Origin of the sequence: Thauera sp. K11 (assembly GCF_002354895.1) — a bacterium.
GTDB classification, from domain to species: domain Bacteria; phylum Pseudomonadota; class Gammaproteobacteria; order Burkholderiales; family Rhodocyclaceae; genus Thauera; species Thauera sinica.
In genome coordinates this window covers 1,653,696-1,672,149 of record NZ_CP023439.1, presented here as the reverse complement: position 1 = coordinate 1,672,149, position 18,454 = coordinate 1,653,696, and the positions used below count along the sequence as shown (strand labels likewise).

Below are 18,454 nucleotides of genomic sequence, written 5' to 3'. Positions count from 1 at the left end.
CATGCCCGGCGCCCCTTCCCTGCTGCAGACGCTGATGCCGGGCCGGCCATGGCCGCTCGGCGCGAGCGTCTGCGAGGCTTTGGAAACGCCCGCCGTTTCCGCGCCGACGGCCCGGGCATCCCCGGCCGGCGTGAATTTCGCGGTATGGGCGCCCGATGCCGATGCCGTCGAACTGTGCGTGTTCGACGACGAAGGCCGCCGGGAGATCGTGCGGCAGCGGCTGCCCGCCTGCAGCGAAGGCGTCTGGCACGGCTTCCTGCCCGGCGCGCGGCCCGGGCTGGTGTACGGCCTGCGCGCCCACGGTCCGTGGGCGCCGCACCTGGGGTATCGCTTCAACCCCGCCAAGCTGCTGCTCGACCCCTGGGCGCAGGAAGTCGTCGGCAGCTACGGCCGCCAGGCGCCGGGCCCGGCCGGCGATACCAGACTGGCGGCGGAACTCGCGCTGCACGTGGGGCACGCGGCGGCGGACCCGCAACAGCCCGACCCGCGCGACGATGCCGCCACGGCACCGAAGGCGCGCATCCCCGCCCCCATCGCGCGTGCATCGCGGCCGCCGCGGCCCGGCGTCCCGCGCGAGCGCACGGTGCTGTACGAAGCCCACGTCCGCGGCCTGACGATGCGCCACCCCGACATCCCCGAGGCCGAGCGCGGCAGCTACGCGGCGCTGGCCCATCCGGCGATGGTCGCCCACTACCGCAGCCTCGGCATCACCACGCTGAACCTGCTGCCGGTGCATTTCCGCGCCGACGAGGCCGCGCTGCAGCGCCGCGGCCTCGCCAACCACTGGGGCTATGCGCCGATCGCCTGGCTGGCGCCGGAAACCCGCTACTGGAGCGGCCGCCCCGGCACGTCGCCGGCGTCGGAGCTGCGCGGCGCGATCGACGCCCTCCACGCCGCGGGCATCGAGGTGGTCCTGGACGTGGTGTTCAACCACACCGCCGAAGGCGACGAGAGCGGGCCGACGCTGTCGCTGCGCGGCCTCGCCAACGCCCGCTACTACCATCTTGCGCCGGGCAACCCCGCGCGCTACCTGAACTGCACCGGTTGCGGCAACAGCGTGAACCTCGCCGAACCGCGGGTGGTGGAACTGGTGATCGGCGCGCTGCGGCACTGGGCGGAGCACTACCGCGTCGACGGCTTCCGCTTCGATCTCGCCGCCACACTGGCGCGCGACCGCCACGGCAATTTCGGCACCGGCGCCGGCTTCTTCGCCGCCTTGCAGGCCGACCCGGTGCTGGCGCCGCTGAAGTGGATCGCCGAGCCCTGGGACGTCGGCGCCGGCGGCTATCAACTGGGCGCGTTTCCCGCCGGCTGGCTGGAGTGGAACGACCAGTACCGCGATGCGATGCGCGCCTGGTGGCTGCGCGGCAGCGGCGACCGCGGCGAGTTCGCGCATCGTTTCGCCGGCTCCAGCACACAGTTCCGCCATGCCGCGCGCGCACCGACCGCCAGCGTCAATTTCATCACCGCGCACGACGGCTTCACGCTGCGCGACCTGGTGAGCTTCGAGCACAAGCACAACCTCGGCAACGGCGAGGGCAACCGCGACGGGCACCATCACAACAACTCGTGGAACTGCGGCGCCGAGGGCCCCACCGGCGACGCATCGGTGAATGCACTGCGCGCACGCCTGCAGCGCGCGCTGCTCGCCACGCTGCTGACCTCGCAGGGCACGCCGATGCTGCTGGCCGGCGACGAACTCGGCCACAGCCAGCGCGGCAACAACAATGCGTATTGCCAGGACAACCCGACCACCTGGCTGGACTGGAGCGGACGCGGCGACGACCTCTTCGTCTGCGCGCGGCGGCTGCTGGCGCTGCGCGCCCGCCATCCCGCCCTGCGCCAGCCCGGCTGGCTCGCAAGCCACCCCGATCCGCAAGCGCCGCAGCCGGTGCTGTGGTGGCATCCGGACGGGCACGTGCTGCACGGCAACGACTGGCAGGCGCACGGCGATCGCGCCCTGGCGATCCGCCTGCAGGCGCCCGCCACCGGCGGCGGCGACACCGGCGGCGTGCTGCTGCTGATCAACCCGGACGGCGAACGCGACTTCCGCCTGCCCCCGGGCCACTGGCGCCTGGCCTTCGACAGCGACCACGCCGATGGCCTGCCCGAAGCGGCCGCGACGATTTCGTCGCACCTCCATGCTCCCGCGCCGGCGTGGACGGTTCCGGCGCGCTGCATCCAGATCCTGGTCGACCCGCGATGGACGCCGGAGCCGGCGGCCGGCGCGCGCGACACCCCATCCACGTCCGATGAGACCCTCCCATGAAGATCCTCGACATCGCCACCCGGCCGTTCGACGGCCAGCGTCCCGGGACGTCCGGCCTGCGCAAGAAGGTCGGCGTGTTCCGGCAGCCGCACTACCTCGAAAACTTCGTGCAGTCGCTGTTCGACGCCCTGCCCGGCCTCGCCGGCCAGACCCTGGTGCTGGGCGGCGACGGCCGCTTCCACAACCGCAGCGCGATCCGGACCATCCTGCGCATGGCGGCGGCGAACGGCGTCGGCAAGGTGCTGGTCGGCCGCGGCGGGCTGCTGTCCACGCCAGCGGTCAGCGCGGTGATCCGCAAGCGCGGCGCGTACGGCGGCATCATCCTGTCGGCCAGCCACAACCCGGGCGGCCCCGACGGCGACTTCGGCATCAAGTACAACATCGGCAATGGCGGCCCCGCGCCGGAAAAGGTCACCGAGGCCATCTACGCGCGCACCCGCGAGATCGCGCGCTACCTCATCGCCGGCGACACGCCCGAGGTCGAAATCGACACCCTCGGCCCGCGCAGGCTCGGCGACATGCAGGTGGACGTCATCGACCCGGTCGCCGACTACGCCGAGCTGATGCAGGGGCTGTTCGACTTCGGCGCGATGCGCGCCTGGTTCGCCGCCGGCCATCGCATGCGCTGCGACGCGATGTGCGCGGTGGGCGGGCCCTACGCCAAGGCGATCCTCGAGGGCATGCTGGGCGCACCGGCCGGCACCGTGGTCAACGGCGAGCCACTGGAGGATTTCGGCGGCCACCATCCCGATCCCAACCCCGTCCATGCGACCGGACTCATCGGCGCGATGCGCGGCCCCGGTGCGCCCGACTTCGGCGCCGCCTCCGATGGCGACGCCGACCGCAACATGATCCTCGGCCGCGATTTCGTCGTGACGCCCTCCGACAGCCTCGCCGTGCTGGCCGCCAACGCCACCCTGGTGCCCGGCTACGCCACGGGCCTGGCCGGCATCGCCCGCTCCATGCCGACCTCGCGCGCCGCCGACGCGGTGGCCGGGGCACTCGGCATTCCCTGCTTCGAGACGCCCACCGGCTGGAAATTCTTCGGCAACCTGCTCGATGCCGGCCGCGCCACGCTGTGCGGCGAAGAGAGCTACGGCACCGGCTCCGCCCACGTGCGCGAAAAGGACGGCCTGTGGGCTATCCTGTTCTGGCTCAACCTGCAGGCGGCCACCGGCCTGTCGGTGGAAGAACTGGTACGCCGGCACTGGACGCGCTTCGGCCGCCACTACTACTCGCGCCACGACTGGGAAGGCATCCCGGCCGAGCGTGCCGAGGCGCTGATGGCCGAACTGCGCGGCAAGCTGCCCGGCCTCGCCGGCCGCGAGTTCGCCGGCGCGCTGCGCATCGCCCAGGCCGACGATTTCGCCTACACCGACCCGGTCGACGGCTCGGTGAGCACCGGCCAGGGCGTGCGCCTGCTGTTCGAGGGCGGCGGCCGCATCGTGTTCCGCCTGTCCGGCACGGGCACCGAGGGCGCCACGCTGCGCGTCTATCTCGAGCGCTTCGAGCCCGATCCGTCGCGCCACGACGTGCCCACCCAGGACGCCCTCGCCGCGCTCGTCGCGGCGGCCGAAGCGGTTGCCGGCATCCGCGCGCACACCGGCATGCAGGGCCCCGGCGTCGTCACCTGAGCACCGCCGGCAGGGCCGGCGCGATCACCGGAAGTCCGACAGAACGAGGGAGGAACATCATGCACATCCATGAAGGCGCAGACAGCCGCGCACTGGCGCGGCGCTCCATCGCACTCGTACTGGCCGGCGGCCGCGGCTCGCGGCTGCGCGACCTGACCAACGTGCGCACGAAGCCGGCGGTCCATTTCGGCGGCAAGTTCCGCATCATCGATTTCGCCCTGTCCAACTGCCTGAACTCGGGCATCCGCCGCATGGGCGTGATCACCCAGTACAAGAGCCACTCGCTGCTGCGCCACCTGCAGCGCGGCTGGAGCTTCCTGCGCAACGAGATGAACGAGTTCCTCGACCTGCTGCCCGCGCAGCAGCGCGTGGACGAGGAGCACTGGTACCAGGGCACGGCGGATGCGGTGTTCCAGAACCTGGACATCATCCGCACCAACCCGCGGCCGCCGGAATACATCCTCATCCTGGCCGGCGACCATGTGTACAAGATGGATTACCTGATCATGCTCGCCGACCACGCCGCCAGCGGCTGCGGCGTCACCGTGGGCTGCATCGAGGTGCCGCGCACCGAGGCCGGCGCGTTCGGCGTGATGGCGACCGACGGGCAGCGCAACATCACCGCCTTCGCCGAAAAGCCGGCTGACCCGCCGGCCATGCCGGGCAAGCCGGACATGTCGCTCGCCAGCATGGGCATCTACGTCTTCAACGCCGACTACCTGTACCACCTGCTCGAGGACGATGCGAAGAACGCCGCGTCCAGCCACGACTTCGGCAGGGACGTCATTCCGCGCGCGGTCGCCGAAAACCAGGCGCTGGCCCACCCCTTCTCCATGTCGGCCATCGCCACGCCGCCCTTCTCCGGCCCCTACTGGCGCGACGTCGGCACGGTGGACGCGTACTGGGCGGCGAACCTCGACCTCGCTTCCACCACGCCCGCGCTGAACATGTACGACAAGGAATGGCCGATCTGGACCTACCAGGAACAACTGCCGCCGGCCAAGTTCGTGCATGACCAGGACGGCCGCCGCGGCGAGGCGATCAACTCGCTGGTGTCGGCCGGCTGCATCGTGTCGGGCTCGGTGGTGCGCAACTCGGTGCTGTTCTCCAACGTCCTGGTGCGCTCGTATTCGGAGATCGACCAGGCCGTCGTGCTGCCCGACGTGCAGATCAACCGCCACTGCCGCCTCGGCCGGGTGGTGATCGACCGCGGCTGCAAGATCCCGGAAGGGCTGGTGGTCGGCGAGGATGCGGCGCTCGACGCTACGCGCTTCCATCGCACCGAAGGCGGCGTGGTGCTGGTCACGCAGCAGATGCTGCAGGCGCTGTGAAGGAGCCGGCCATGCGCGTACTGCAGGTGTGTGCCGAGATCTTTCCGCTGCTGAAGACGGGCGGGCTGGCCGACGTGGCCGGCGCCCTGCCCGCCGCGCTGCAGGCGCAGGGTGCCGACGTCCGGGTGCTGCTGCCCGGCTTCGCGCCCATCCTCGCCGGGCTCGCCGATCCGGTCGAGGTGGCGCAGCTCTCGCCCCCCGCGGCGATGGCGGCGAGCGGCGCACGCCTGCTCCGCGGCCGCCTGCCGGCCTGCGCGGCGGATGCCTACGTGATCGACGCGCCTGGCTACTATCACCGTGCCGGCGGCCCCTATGCCGACGCCGACCACCAGCCCTACGCCGACAACCACCTGCGCTTCGCCCTGCTCGGCTGGACCGCCGCCGCGCTGGCCCAGGGGCTGGACCCGCACTGGACACCGGAGGCCGTGCATACCCACGACTGGCACGCGGCGCTCGCCCCCGCCTACCTGCGCGCCGCCGCGCAGGCCCGCCGCCAGCGCATGCCGGGCAGCGTCTACACCGTGCACAACCTGGCCTACCAGGGCTTGTTCGACGCCCGCCACTTCGGCGAACTCGGCCTGCCCGGCCATTTCTTCGCCATGCACGGCATGGAATTCCACGGCCAGCTCAACTTCATGAAGGCCGGCCTGTACTACGCCGACCGCATCAGCACCGTCAGCCCGACCTATGCGCGCGAGATCCAGGGCCCGGAACAGGGCTGCGGGCTCGACGGCCTGCTGCGCGAACGCGCCCTGGACCTGAGCGGCATCCTGAACGGCGTGGACGAAGCCGTGTGGAACCCCGCGACGGACCGCCTGCTCACGGGCAACTACGACGCCGCCGGGCTCGACCGCAAGGCCGGGTGCAAGGCGGCGCTGCAGCGCGAACTCGGACTGCAGGCCGCCGCCGGCGCGCCGATCTTCTGCGTCGTCAGCCGCCTCACCGAGCAGAAGGGCCTGCACCTGGTGCTGCAGGCCCTGCCCGCGCTCGTCGCCCGGGGCGCGCAGTTCGCCCTGCTCGGCAGCGGCGACCACGGGCTGGAGGCGGCCTTCCGCGCCGCGGCCGACGACGACCCCGACGCGGTGGCGGTCAGGCTGGGCTACGACGAAGCCTTCGCCCACCGCCTGATCGCCGGCAGCGACGTCATCATGGTGCCGTCGCGCTTCGAACCCTGCGGCCTCACCCAGCTCTACGGCCTCAAGTACGGCACCCTGCCGCTGGTGCGCCGGGTGGGAGGGCTGGCCGATACCGTCGCCGACACGCGGCTGGAAACGCTGGACACCGATGCGACCGGTTTCGTCTTCGACGACTTCTCCGCCGGCGGCCTGCTGCAGGCCGCGCACCGCGCGCTCGCGCTGTACCGGCGCGCGGCCGACTGGCGGCAGGTGCAGCGCCGCGCGATGTCGCGGCCCTGCGGCTGGGATGTCGCCGCCGCGCGCTATCTGGCACTCTACCGGCAGGCTGCGGGCTGACACGGCCCGTCCCGCGCTTCCAATCGGACCCCGACCCGCCATGGACCTGCAGCAGTTCGAACATCAGTACGACCACCTGTCGCGCGACGTCGCCGCCTTCAAGCGGGCGATCTCCAACAAGCTGATGTACCAGATCGCCAAGAACGCGGAATCCGCCCGCACCGAGGACTGGCTGCACGCCGTGTCCTACGCGGTGCGCGACCACCTGGTCGAGCGCTGGATGAAGACCGTCCGCGCCTGCTACGAGCAGGACGCCAAGCGGGTGTATTACCTGTCGATGGAGTTCCTGATCGGCCGCACCTTCACCAACGCGATGCTGGCCGCCGACCTGATGCCGGTCGTGCGCCAGGCGCTGCGCGAACTCGACGTCGATCCGGACGGACTGCTCGACCTCGAGCCCGACGCCGCGCTCGGCAACGGCGGCCTCGGCCGCCTGGCCGCCTGCTTCCTGGATTCGATGGCGACGCTGGGCATCGCCGGCTTCGGCTACGGCATCCGCTACGACTACGGCATGTTCCGCCAGCGCATCATCGACGGCCAGCAGGTGGAAGTGCCCGACTACTGGCTGACCCACGGCAACCCGTGGGAATTCCAGCGCCCGGAGATCCGCGTGCTGGTGCGCTACGGCGGCCACCTCGAACAGCACGGCGACGCGGTGTGCTGGGTCGGCACCGAAGACGTGCTGGCGATGGCCTACGACCAGATGATCCCCGGCTACGGCACCGAGGTGGTCAACACCCTGCGCCTGTGGTCGGCCAAGGCGACGGAGGAAATGGATCTCTCCGCCTTCAACCGCGGCAACTACTTCGGCGCGGTGGAGAGCAAGAACCATTCGGAGAACGTGTCGCGGGTGCTGTACCCGGACGACTCCACCCTGTCGGGCCAGGAACTGCGGCTGCGCCAGGAATACTTCTTCGTGTCCGCCAGCCTGCAGGACATCGTGCGCCGCTACCTCGTCACCCACGACGATTTCGCTGCGCTGCCCGACAAGGTCAGCATCCACCTCAACGACACCCATCCGGTGCTGGCCATCCCCGAACTGATGCGCCTGCTGGTGGACGAGCACCGCATCGGCTGGAAGCGCGCCTGGGCGCTGTGCAGAAAGGTGTTCTCCTACACCAACCACACGCTGATGCACGAGGCGCTGGAGACCTGGCCGGTGGACATGCTCGGCCGCGTGCTGCCGCGCCACCTGCGCATCATCTTCGACATCAACGCCGACTTCCTCACCGCCGTGACCGCCGCCAACGGCCACGACATCGAGCTGATGCGCCGGCTGTCGCTGATCGACGAGCACGGCGAGCGCCGCGTGCGCATGGCCTACCTCGCGGTGGTGGCATCCCACTCGGTGAATGGCGTCTCCGCGCTGCATTCCGACCTGATGAAGGAATCCATCTTCGCCGACTTCGCCAGGCTGTTTCCCGAGCGCTTCAACAACAAGACCAACGGCGTCACGCCCCGGCGCTGGCTCGCCCAGGCCAACCCCGGCCTGGCCGCGCTGATCGACGAACGCCTCGGCCCGTCCTGGCGCCGCGACCTCGAGCGCCTGCACGCGCTGCGCGAATACGTGGACGATCCGGGCTTCATGCAGCGCTTCCGTGCGGTCAAGCGGCAGAACAAGGAAAACCTCGCGCGCTACGTGCGCGAGCGCCTGTGCATCGAGCTGAACCCGGACGCGCTGTTCGACGTGCACGTCAAGCGCATGCACGAATACAAGCGCCAGTTGCTCAACGTGCTGCACGTGGTCACCCGCTACCAGGCCATCCTCGCCCGGCCCGACGCGGACTGGGTGCCGCGGGTGGTCGTGTTCGCCGGCAAGGCGGCCTCCGCCTACCGGTTCGCCAAGCTGGTGATCCGCCTCATCAACGACGTCGCCGCCACCATCAACAGCGATCCGCGCGTCGGCGACCGCCTGAAGGTCGTCTTCCTGCCGAACTACCGGGTGAGCCTGGCCGAGCGCATCATCCCCGCCGCCGACCTGTCCGAGCAGATCTCCACCGCGGGCACCGAGGCTTCCGGCACCGGCAACATGAAGCTGGCGCTGAACGGCGCGCTCACCATCGGCACGCTGGACGGCGCCAACGTGGAGATCCGCGAGCAGGTGGGCGACGACAACATCTTCATCTTCGGCCACACCACCGCCGAAGTCGCCGACATCCGCGCGCGCGGCTACCAGCCGCGCACGTACTACGAAAACGACGCGGCGCTGAAGGCCGCGCTGGACGCGATCCGCGACGGCGTGTTCAGCGCGGCCGAACCCGGCCGCTACCAGCAGGTGTTCGACGTCCTGGTGAACTGGGGCGACCACTACCTGCTGCTGGCCGACTACGCGAGCTACGTCGTCGCGCAGCACAGGGGGGACGAGACCTTCCGCGACGCCGGGGACTGGAGCCGCCGCGCGCTGCTCAACGTCGCCGGCATGGGCGTGTTCTCGTCGGACCGCACGATCGCCGAATACGCGGACACGATCTGGCACACGCCGCCGGTCGACCTGCGCTGAAACCCGCCATCCCTGCCCACAATGAGAAACGACGAGCCCTCGCCGCTCTCCGGCCTGCATGCCGACGTCGACGCCCGCGTCCGCGCGATCCGGGCGTCGCACCCCGACTGGCAGTGCGCGCGCGGCTGCGCCGGCTGCTGCCGGCAACTGGCCGACGTGCCGCGCCTGACGGCGGACGAATGGGCCCTGCTGCAACAGGGGCTCGCCGCCCTGGCGCCGCAGCGCCTGGGCGACATCCGCCGCAAGGTCGCCGAGCTTGGCCGCGCGCCGTCGCGCCCGGTCGTCTGCCCGCTGCTGGATGAAAAGGAAGGGGCCTGCCTCGTCTATGCCCAGCGGCCGGTGGCCTGCCGCACCTACGGGTTCTACGTGCAGCGCGAACTCGGCCTCTACTGCGGCGACATCGAGGCACGCGCGGCGGCCGGCGAACTCGCCGGGGTGACGTGGGGCAACCACGACGCGATCGACCGGCGCCTGGCCACGCTCGGCGAATCGCGCCCGCTGACGGAGTGGTTCACCCGCGGCATGGCGGTGGAAGCCTGAGCCAGCCGTGACGGTATCCGTTGGCTTGAGCGATTCAAGACCAATCACTACGATTGGAATCGAATCGGAACCTCGCCGGAAGACCGTATCCCATGAAGGAGGCCCGACATGACACAAGCAGCAACCAAAGTGCTGACCGCACACGTGCCGCTTCCGCTGGCCGAAAAGGTGGATCAGATGGCCGCGCGGCTTGAACGCTCGCGCGGCTGGATCGTGAAGCAGGCGCTCTCCGCCTGGATCGCCCAGGAAGAAGAGCGCGACAGCCCGACCCAAGAGGCGCTGGCCGACGGGGACACCGGCCGCGTCATCGACCACCAGGCCGTGCAGGCGTGGGCCGACAGCCTTGGCACCGATCAGCCGCTGCCAACGCCGTGCTGATGGGCATACCCGGGAGAATCGCTGACCGCAGCCTGGCGAGTGCAGGCTTCGGCCTCGCCGGTATCCCACACAAAGCCGCCCGCGCCGCCTGGAATGCGCGGCAGGTTCAGGCGCCCGCCGCCTGCCCCGCCGCCTGCCCCGCCACCCGCCCGCACAGCGCCAGCAGCGCATCCTTCTCCTGCAGTCCGTCGATGAAGCGCGCGGGAATGCCGTCTATCCCCACCTGGGCGCCGACGAGTGCTCCTGCCAGCATGGCGCGCGCCATGTTCTGGCCGCCGCCATTCACCGCATGCAGCACGGCGGACTCGAAGTCGCCGGCGAAGCGCGCCGCCAGGTAGTAGGCGGCGGGGAACTGGTGATACACCGCGCACGGCATGCCGTACACCAGCGACACCTTCCATGCCGGTTCGATGCGGATGTCGGGGTCGTGCGCCGCCCGCGCGATCGATGACGGCGTCAGCAGCGCATCCGGCGACGGGAAGCGGCCGGCGGCCGGTGCCTCGGCTTCGCCGGCGCGCGGCGCCTGCAGATGGCCGGTGGTGACGGTATGGAAGGGCAGCGCCCCGGCCTTCACGCGCGCCATCAGCTTCGCGGAGATCTCCGCATCCAGCGCATGGCCCTCGATCAGCATGCCGAGCACGGCGCCAAAGGCAACCGTCATCGCCACCACCGTGCCATCGGTCTGCGTCAGCACGGTATTGCGGGTGACGGCGGCGGCCAGCGCGGCGGGATCGAGCGCGTAGCGCACCGCGATGGCGAGCGTGCGCTCGGCGGCCTCGGTGTTGTCGGCATTGCCGCCCACCTGCCCCCACGGCAGCCCCTGCTGCACGCGCTTGCGCCACGCCTCGCGGATGGACTGGCTGGTGTAGCCGCCGGGGCCGTGCATCGGCATGCCGTCGATCAGCGGGAAGAAGTCCTCGTCCATGCGGTGGCAGAAATCCGCCTCGTCGTAGCCGCCGCAGACCGCCAGCGACTCCAGCGTCAGGCGCAGCAGCAGGCCGGCCTGCGAGGACTGCCCCGCCTGCATGCCGGCGTGGTAGTGGCCGGGCATCGGCGCGGTGTAGTCCGAGATCCAGGGTCCGTAGCGCGCGCGCAGTTCGTCGAGGTCGTAGTACCAGTGCGGGCCGAGGGCCAGTGCATCGCCGATGAAGGCGCCCATCAGCGCGCCGAGCGCGCGGTCGGCGGTGGAAATCCCGTTGCCGGTCTTCATGGGCGGCACCTCCAGATCGTCAGTTCGGACAAGGTGTGCTGGTGCTTGCGGCGCGTTTCGCGGATCACGAAGGGCACCGCCTGCGGCCCCTGCACCAGTTCGAAGCCGGCGGCGAGCAGGTCCTTCAGGCCGTCCAGCGTAGTGTAGGACTCGCCGTCCTTCTTGAAGCCGCCGATCCATTCCTCGCGCCTGGTGTGCTCTTCCAGCCAGGTGCAGGGCGAAGCCAGCACCAGCAGGCCACCCGGATTCAGCCGGCGGCCGACGTCGGCGAAGAAGCGGCGCGGGCTGTACAGGCGGTCGATCAGGTTGGCGGCGAGGATCAGGTCGAAGCCGGCGAAAACTTCCTTCAGGTTGCAGGCGTCGCCCTGCCAGAACTCGACCCGGCCGGCGGCATCCGTGAGGCCCAGCGCGTCGAGCCGGCGTTCGTGGTAGGTCACGAGTTCGCCTTCGTCGGGCAGCGTGTAGCGCAGCACGCCGGTCTCGGCGAGCTTGACCCCGGCCTGGATGAAGCGCGCCGAGAAGTCGATGCCGGTCACATGGCCGAAGGCGCGCGCCAGCTCGAAGGTCGCGCGGCCGGTGGCACAGCCGAGGTCGAGCGCGCGGCCGAAGCGGCCGTTGCCCAGCCGGCGGTGGGCGTCGATGGCGATCTGCGCCAGCGCCCTGGGGAAGTTCGGCACGCCGAAGGCTTCGTCGCCATAGTGGAACTCGGCGTATTGCGACAGCAGCGCGTCGGTCTCGTAGGCGGAGGCCGGATTGGTCACCGGCGCGTCGCTGACGATGTAGCGGAAGCCCGCATGCTGAAAGAAATGGCGGCGGAAGGCGTAGCGCGAGGCGTGGCGCGACTCGTTGCCGGCGGAGATCCAGCTTCCGCCCTTGATGATGTTGTGGCGGTCGTCGAAGGTCGGCGTGGTGAAGTCGTCGTAGATGGGATGCACGTCGAAGCCGTCGAACGGATAGGTCGGCGTCTCGCACCACTGCCACACGTTGCCGACCACGTCGAACAGCTCGCCGTGGGCGAACGTCGTCACCGGACAGCTCGACGCCCAGTGATCCAGATGCAGGTTCGCGTTCGCGGGCGCGCCATGCGGGACGTCGGCCAGCCCGGCGTGGTCGTACAGCCGGTTCCACTCGTCCTCGGTCGGCAGGCGCACCGACAGACCGCTCTCGCGCGCCTTCCAGCGACAGAAGGCGCGCGCCTCCAGGCAATTCACCTCGGCCGGCCAGTCCCAGCGCATGGGCACTTCTTCCGTCATCAGCCGCAGGCGCCAGCCGTCCGCGCCCGGCACCCAGAAGGTGGGGTGCTCGGCGCGGGAGAAGCGCCGCCAGCCCAGGCCCTCCTCGTCCCACAGGCCGTCGTCGGCGTAGCCGCCGGCCTCGACGAAGGCAAGGTATTCGCGATTGCTGACGAGTTGGCGCGCCGCCCTGAAGGCCGGCACTTCGGCGCGGTGTTCGCCGTACTCGTTGTCCCAGCCGTAGATCGGCTCCTCGAAGCGGCGGCCGAGCACGACCCTGCCCGCCGGGATATCCACCAGCGCGTTCGGCGGCGGCTCGCCATGCTGCCCGCACGGCCGCCAGGCGGGGTGCGGCCGGACGTAGCGCAGCGCATGCTGGCGCATCAGTACCGACGAGGTTTCGAGGTGGATGCGCTCATGCTCGATGCCCATCAGCACCGCCCAGAACGGGTCCTTCCAGCCGATCGGCAGCGTGAAGGGCGTCTCGCGGATCACGCGGTCGACCACCGCCCTCACCTTGCGCCGGTACTCGGCGACCTCGGCCACCGTCGGCCAGTCGTAGCGGGTGTCGTCGAGATCGTCCCAGCTCATTTCGTCCACACCGACCGCGAACAGGGATTCGAGCCGCGGATCGAGGCGCTGGCCGACGAGGCCAGCGAGCATCAACTTGTTGATGAAGAAGGTCGCGGTGTGGCCGAAGTAGAAGATCAGCGGGTGGCGCAGGCTGATCGGCTTGCGGTAGCAGGCTTCGTCGCAGGCCAGTACCTCGAACAGGGACTCGTAGCGGTCGAAGGTGGAGTGGAAGTAGTCCAGCAGTTCGCGGCGCCTGGCTTCGACGTCGCCGCCGGCGAGCAAGGGGGTGCGCGGGAAGAGCGCACTCATCGTCCGCTGCCGGGGAATCCCGCCGCTGCCCTCGCGATCGCCGGGCGCTGCGGACGTGATTGCGGCATCGGCGGCGAGCGGAGCCCCGGCGGGACTCCGGCTGGCGTTTGGCGGTTCTCTCATCTTGCATGCCCTCGGAGGTTTGACGGGAACGGCGGTGGCGCCCGGCCGAATTCGGCGGCGAAAGCGCGGCGCGCGCCGGTGCCGGCAAAAGGATAATGGTAGAGATTTTCACCCGAATTGCCGAAGGGTGGCGAATACGCACCGTGACGGGGCGGGTTTCTCCCGCCGGGCGCCCACGCGCGGACCGCGCCCGCCGCGCTCAGCCGGCGAGGGTCAGCACCGCCTGCTGCCGTTCGGCATCGGCGTACAGGGTGGCGGCGCCCCGCGCGACGTCGGCCACGTGCAGCACCCCGCTCCACCGCGCGGCATCCGGCAGCAGATCGGCCAGCCGGTTGGGCAGGCGCTGCAGCGCCTCCTCGTCGAGATGGTTGCCGGCGAGCCTGGGGAACAGCGCGAAGTACAGCATGTCCGCCTCGATCAGCTCGTTCAGGAAGTGCGTGCCGAGCGACACGTCGGGCACGAGGTTGTCGTGCATCGCCACGATCTCGCACAGCGCGGCGACGTGGTTGATCTCGGCAAACGCCACCGGCAGCCCCAGCCACAGGTCGCGGGAACCCCAGCGTCCCGGCCCGAGCACCAGCAGGCAGCGCCCGGCGCTGGCCTGGTTGATGCGACCGACCAGCTGCGTCACCGCCAGGCGGTCGGCCTGGCCGAGTTGGCCGTAGACGGCCGGCCGCACCAGCACGATGCGTTCGGGGTGGATGACCCTGCCCGGCCCGATCACCGCGCCGCGCGCGGCAACGACCTGCCGCGCCCCTTCGGGCGGCCGCGCGTCGCCGGCACCTTCGCTGTCGCGGATCTGCATCGGCCGGCATTGCAGCAGGTTGATGCGGTAGGCATCGCCGCCGAAGTTGACGGCGAATTCCACCTCCACCGGGTGATCGTAGGCGGCATGCAGCACGGCGAGCAGCGCACGCAGGTCGTCGACGAAGGCGGTGCGCGACACCAGCCCGTCGAAGGTGAGGAAGGCCGGGCCGTCGTCGCGCTCGCGGCTGGTGAAGAGCGCAAGCGGGAAATCGCCCGCCCCCTTCACCAGTTCGGCGAACGGCCCGCTGACGAGCCTGTTCTGCTGCAGGTCGAGCGCATCCATGCGCCGCTGCGCATGGCGGGCGATGGCGCCGAAGTTCGTCTCCGGCCGCAGCGCCGGGGCGTTGAGGGCGATGAGCCGGGTGTAGTCGTCGTCGCTGCGGTCCACCGCCCGCGTGCCCAGGCCCGCCACCAGCCGGACCACGCCGGCGCGCATGTCGATCTGCGGATTCCACGGATACGGATTCACCGACAGCCCCACGCCGGCGGCATGCGGATGGAAATAGCGCCGGCCGGCGGTGCCCGACACCCGCATGATCAGCAGCGCCATCTGCTCGTGCTCGTGCAGCAGCCCGCGGCGCTGGCGGTAGCGCAGCGCCTGCTCGCCCAGCGTGCTGGCATAGACCTGGCGCACCGCGTCCAGCAGGTCGGCCAGCCGCTTGCCGCGCGGGCCCTGGTTCACGCAGAACACGCTGTCGTACTGGCCGGCGAAGGCGCTGCCGTAGCGGTCCTCCAGCCGCGAGCTGGAGCGCACGATGAAGGGCCATTCGCCGAAGTAGTCCAGCATCGCCTCGAAGCGGCGCACGATGGGTTCCGGAAACTCGCCCTGCAGGATGCGCCCGCGCGCCTCGTCCAGGCCCTGCAGGAAGCTCTCCGGCTCGCGCTGCCGGCGGCGGATCCACCACAGCCGGTTGAGGACGAAGAAGGTGTCGAACACCTCGGTGCCGACGTAGAAGGAGTCGTGCGCCTCGAGCCGCTCGTGCAGGGCCGGCAGGTCGCGGCGCAGGATTGCGCGCGCCAGCAGCATGCCCGCCGCCTTGCCGCCGATGGAGCCGTTGCCGATCATGCGGGCGCGGATCGCGAGCAGATCCTCCAGCCCCATGTAGCGCCCGATCAGCCGCAGCAGGCCGCCGCCCTCGGGAAACAGCAGCCGCGCCAGGCGTGCGAAGCAGTCCGCCTCGCGCGCGGCCTGCCCGCCGTCCGCGTCCGCCCGGCGACGGGCGAGCAGGCCGCGCGCGGCGGCGAAGTGGCGGTCCCAGTGGCCGGCGATGGCGCCGCCCTCCAGCCCGGCCCAGCCCGAGCCGGCCAGGATCTCCGACACCGTGCCGCTGTCGGCCACCGCGCGGAAGCGGTCGCCGTCCTCCCAGGCGTGGATGAGGTTCATCGCCCGGGCGGAGCGGTGCTGCACCTTGATCGGCCGGATGTACAGCCGGCCGCGGCAACGGAACACGTCGAGCAGGTACTGGGTGGTGTCGGCGATGGTGTCCATGCCGTCGCCGGCATGGGTGTTGCGGTACACGCCGAAGTAGGTGACGGTGTCGAGGTCGAACAGCCGCGGGCAGGTGAGGCGGAAGAAGTTGCCCATCATGCGGTCCGACTGCCACGCCCCGGCCAGTTCGGACAGGCAGTCGAAGACGTACATCGTCTCCCGCCCGGCAGCCTCGATCACCGAATGCACCTGGTCGACGAAGGCATCGAAGCCGTCCTGCGGGCGCGGATGGTGGATCTCCGCACCTTCGCCGGCCGCCAGCAGCGGCGCGTGCGAGGCGAAGCGGAAATAGATCAGCCGCCGCCGCTGCGCGCGCGCCGCGCGGGCGTACGGCTGCACGAGGGCGAGGTATTCGTCCAGCGACTGGATCTGCCAGACGACGTTGTCGCCGCGCTGCACGCCCCGCAGCACGGCGTCCAGCGCGGGCAGGCCGGTGGTCGGGGCGAAGGCGGAAGCGTCGTCGTCCATGGCTGCGCCCTTGCCGGTGCCGGTCAGCGCAAGGCGCCGTGGATCTGCTCGGCCAGCTTGCGGTTGATGCCCTCGACGCGGCACAGGTCCTCGACGGTGGCGTTGCGCACGCCGTCCAGGCCGCCGAAGGCCGCGAGCAGGTTGCGCCGCCGCGACGGGCCGACGCCGGGGATGTCCTCGAGCCTGGAGCCGATGCGCGCCTTGCCGCGCCGCGCGCGATGGCCGGTGATGGCGAAGCGGTGGGCCTCGTCGCGAATCTCGACGATCAGGTGCAGCGCCGCGGATTCGCCGCCCAGAGCGAGCCCTTCGCGGCCATCGGGAAAGATCAGCGTCTCCAGCCCGGCCTTGCGCCCTTCCCCCTTGGCCACGCCCACCATGCGCACCGATTCCAGCCCGACCTCGGCGAGGATCTCGCGTGCCGCGCTCACCTGGCCCTTGCCGCCGTCGATCAGGATGAGGTCGGGGCAGACGCCCTCGCCGGCCGCGACCTTGCCGTAGCGGCGCTCCAGCGCCTGGCGCATCGCGGCGAAGTCGTCGCCCGGCGTGATGCCGGTGATGTTGTAGCGGCGATATTCGGAGTTCTTCATCGCGCCGGCTTCGCACACCACGCAGGAGGCGACGGTGGCCTCGCCCATGGTGTGGCTGATGTCGAAGCATTCGATGCGCTGCGGCGCTTCCTCCAGGTCCAGCGCATCGCGCAGGGCCTCGAGCCGCTGCTCGATGCGGCCGGTGTCGCGCGCGCGGGCCTGGATCGCCAGCCGGGCGTTCTTCTCCGCCATCTCCATCCAGGCTTTTTCGGCGGCAAAGCGCGGCGCCACCACGCCGGGAGGCTGGTCGACGATCTCCGCCAGCGCCTCGCGCAGGGGTTCGGGGGAGAGGTTCACCAGGATGCGCGTGGGGACGGGATGCTGGCCGTAGTGCTGCTCGACGAACGCGAGCAGGCTGTCCTCCGCGCCCGACGCCGCCGCGCCGCTGGGGAACTGCGGCCGGTCGCCGAGGTGGCGGCCGCCGCGCACCATGGCGATGTTGACGCAGGTGAGGCCGTCCTCCTCGATCGCGGCGAGGATGTCGACGTCTTCGTCCTTGCGGCTGTCGGCGAACTGCTTGTGCAGCACCGCCTGCAGCACGCGCACCTGGTCGCGGCAGGCGGCGGCCTCCTCGAAGGCGAGCCGTTCCGCGGCGTCCTGCATCTTCGCGCTGAGGTCGTCGATGACTTCGCTGGCCTGGCCGTCGAGGAAGCGCGCCGCCAGGCGCACGTCGGCGGCATAGGCATCCTTGTCGATGAGGCCGACGCAGGGGCCGGTGCAGCGCTTGATCTGCTGCAGCAGGCAGGGGCGCGAGCGGTTCTGGAAGACGGTGTTCTCGCAGGTGCGCAACTGGAAGGTCTTCTGCAGCAAGTGGATGCTTTCGCGCACCGCCCAGGCGTTGGGGAACGGGCCGAAGTAGCGCGCGCCCTTGGCGAAGGCGCCGCGGTGGTAAGCGAGCCGCGGGAATTCGTCGGCGGAGAGTTCGATGTAGGGGTAGGTCTTGTCGTCGCGGAACAGGATGTTGTAGCGCGGCGCCAGGCTCTTGATGAGGTTGTTCTCGAGGATCAGGGCCTCGGCCTCGGAACGGGTGGCGGTGATGTCCACGCGCCGGATCTGCGCGACCATCATCGCCACGCGCGGGCTCGACAGCGTCTTCTGGAAATAGCTGGAGACGCGGCGCTTGAGGTTCTTGGCCTTGCCGACGTAGAGGACCTTGTCGTCGGCGCCGATCATGCGGTAGACGCCGGGTTCTTCCGGCACGGTCCGCAGGAAGGTCTTGGCATCGAAGGCGGGAGTCGGCGTCGGGTCGGTCATGGTGTGAGGTTTGCGGAGAAACGTCCTGGAGAACCGTCTTCCTGTTGGAGCGGGCGCGGGGCATTCGTTCCGTGGGCTGCGGAACTCGCCTGCTGCGCAGGCTCGGACAGTCCTCGCCCACTCCACGAATGCCCCGCACCCGCTCCGGCGTCGGTGGGTCTCGATGGCTTTCCGGCGTTTGTGAATACGGTCCCGGTGCGGCACAGCTCCGGGCGGTGATGCGGTCCGCGTGGATTCGGCGCCTGGCGCCGGCCGGAGCCGATGCCCTTCGGTCCGTC

The 18,454-nt window shown here is 70.6% G+C and carries 11 protein-coding genes; 7 read left to right on the top strand and 4 right to left on the bottom strand.

All coding sequences use genetic code 11. The features are described 5' to 3' along the window. The first annotated feature begins 1 nt into the window (after position 1). The 7 genes from glgX (at position 2) to CCZ27_RS07340 (ending at position 10,124) form a co-directional block, all read left to right on the top strand. Entirely contained in the window at positions 2 to 2,269 is a 2,268-nt protein-coding gene (gene glgX / locus CCZ27_RS07370) for a glycogen debranching protein GlgX (RefSeq protein ID WP_232516591.1), read from the top strand. Further along, on the top strand, positions 2,266 to 3,903 hold the full coding sequence (locus CCZ27_RS07365; RefSeq protein WP_096446925.1) for an alpha-D-glucose phosphate-specific phosphoglucomutase: 1,638 nt from the start codon (positions 2,266 to 2,268) through the stop codon (positions 3,901 to 3,903). The genes glgX and CCZ27_RS07365 overlap by 4 nt, the downstream gene beginning before the upstream one ends. 59 nt (positions 3,904 to 3,962) lie before the next feature. After that, positions 3,963 to 5,234: a glucose-1-phosphate adenylyltransferase gene (gene glgC / locus CCZ27_RS07360; RefSeq protein WP_096446923.1), complete on the top strand. Its 1,272-nt coding sequence runs from the start codon at positions 3,963 to 3,965 to the stop codon at positions 5,232 to 5,234. 11 nt (positions 5,235 to 5,245) lie between these two features. Further along, entirely contained in the window at positions 5,246 to 6,706 is a 1,461-nt protein-coding gene (gene glgA / locus CCZ27_RS07355; RefSeq protein WP_096452308.1) for a glycogen synthase GlgA, read from the top strand. 40 nt (positions 6,707 to 6,746) lie between these two features. After that, the gene (locus tag CCZ27_RS07350) at positions 6,747 to 9,206 is read left to right on the top strand and encodes a glycogen/starch/alpha-glucan phosphorylase (RefSeq protein ID WP_096446921.1); all 2,460 of its coding nucleotides are present in this window, start codon (positions 6,747 to 6,749) and stop codon (positions 9,204 to 9,206) included. Between the two features lie 21 nt (positions 9,207 to 9,227). After that, positions 9,228 to 9,746 (top strand): YkgJ family cysteine cluster protein, encoded by a 519-nt coding sequence (locus CCZ27_RS07345; protein WP_096446919.1) that lies wholly within the window; start codon positions 9,228 to 9,230, stop codon positions 9,744 to 9,746. A 108-nt stretch (positions 9,747 to 9,854) separates the two neighbouring features. After that, positions 9,855 to 10,124 (top strand): CopG family ribbon-helix-helix protein, encoded by a 270-nt coding sequence (locus CCZ27_RS07340; RefSeq protein ID WP_096446917.1) that lies wholly within the window; start codon positions 9,855 to 9,857, stop codon positions 10,122 to 10,124. A 106-nt stretch (positions 10,125 to 10,230) separates the two neighbouring features. On the opposite strand, the gene CCZ27_RS07335 is transcribed toward CCZ27_RS07340, so the two are convergent. The 4 genes from CCZ27_RS07335 to uvrC all read right to left on the bottom strand — a co-directional run bounded on the left by CCZ27_RS07335 (position 10,231) and on the right by uvrC (position 18,176). Beyond that, positions 10,231 to 11,334, bottom strand: a complete 1,104-nt coding sequence (locus CCZ27_RS07335; protein WP_096446915.1) for an ADP-ribosylglycohydrolase family protein — start codon at positions 11,332 to 11,334, stop codon at positions 10,231 to 10,233. Continuing rightward, on the bottom strand, positions 11,331 to 13,448 hold the full coding sequence (ovoA, locus tag CCZ27_RS07330) for a 5-histidylcysteine sulfoxide synthase (RefSeq protein WP_096446913.1): 2,118 nt from the start codon (positions 13,446 to 13,448) through the stop codon (positions 11,331 to 11,333). The genes CCZ27_RS07335 and ovoA overlap by 4 nt, the downstream gene beginning before the upstream one ends. A 322-nt stretch (positions 13,449 to 13,770) precedes the next feature. Beyond that, positions 13,771 to 16,335 (bottom strand): PEP/pyruvate-binding domain-containing protein, encoded by a 2,565-nt coding sequence (locus CCZ27_RS07325; RefSeq protein ID WP_096446911.1) that lies wholly within the window; start codon positions 16,333 to 16,335, stop codon positions 13,771 to 13,773. Positions 16,336 to 16,358: 23 nt separating this feature from the next. Beyond that, on the bottom strand, positions 16,359 to 18,176 hold the full coding sequence (gene uvrC, locus CCZ27_RS07320; protein WP_096446909.1) for an excinuclease ABC subunit UvrC: 1,818 nt from the start codon (positions 18,174 to 18,176) through the stop codon (positions 16,359 to 16,361). Between the last annotated feature and the right edge of the window lie 278 nt (positions 18,177 to 18,454).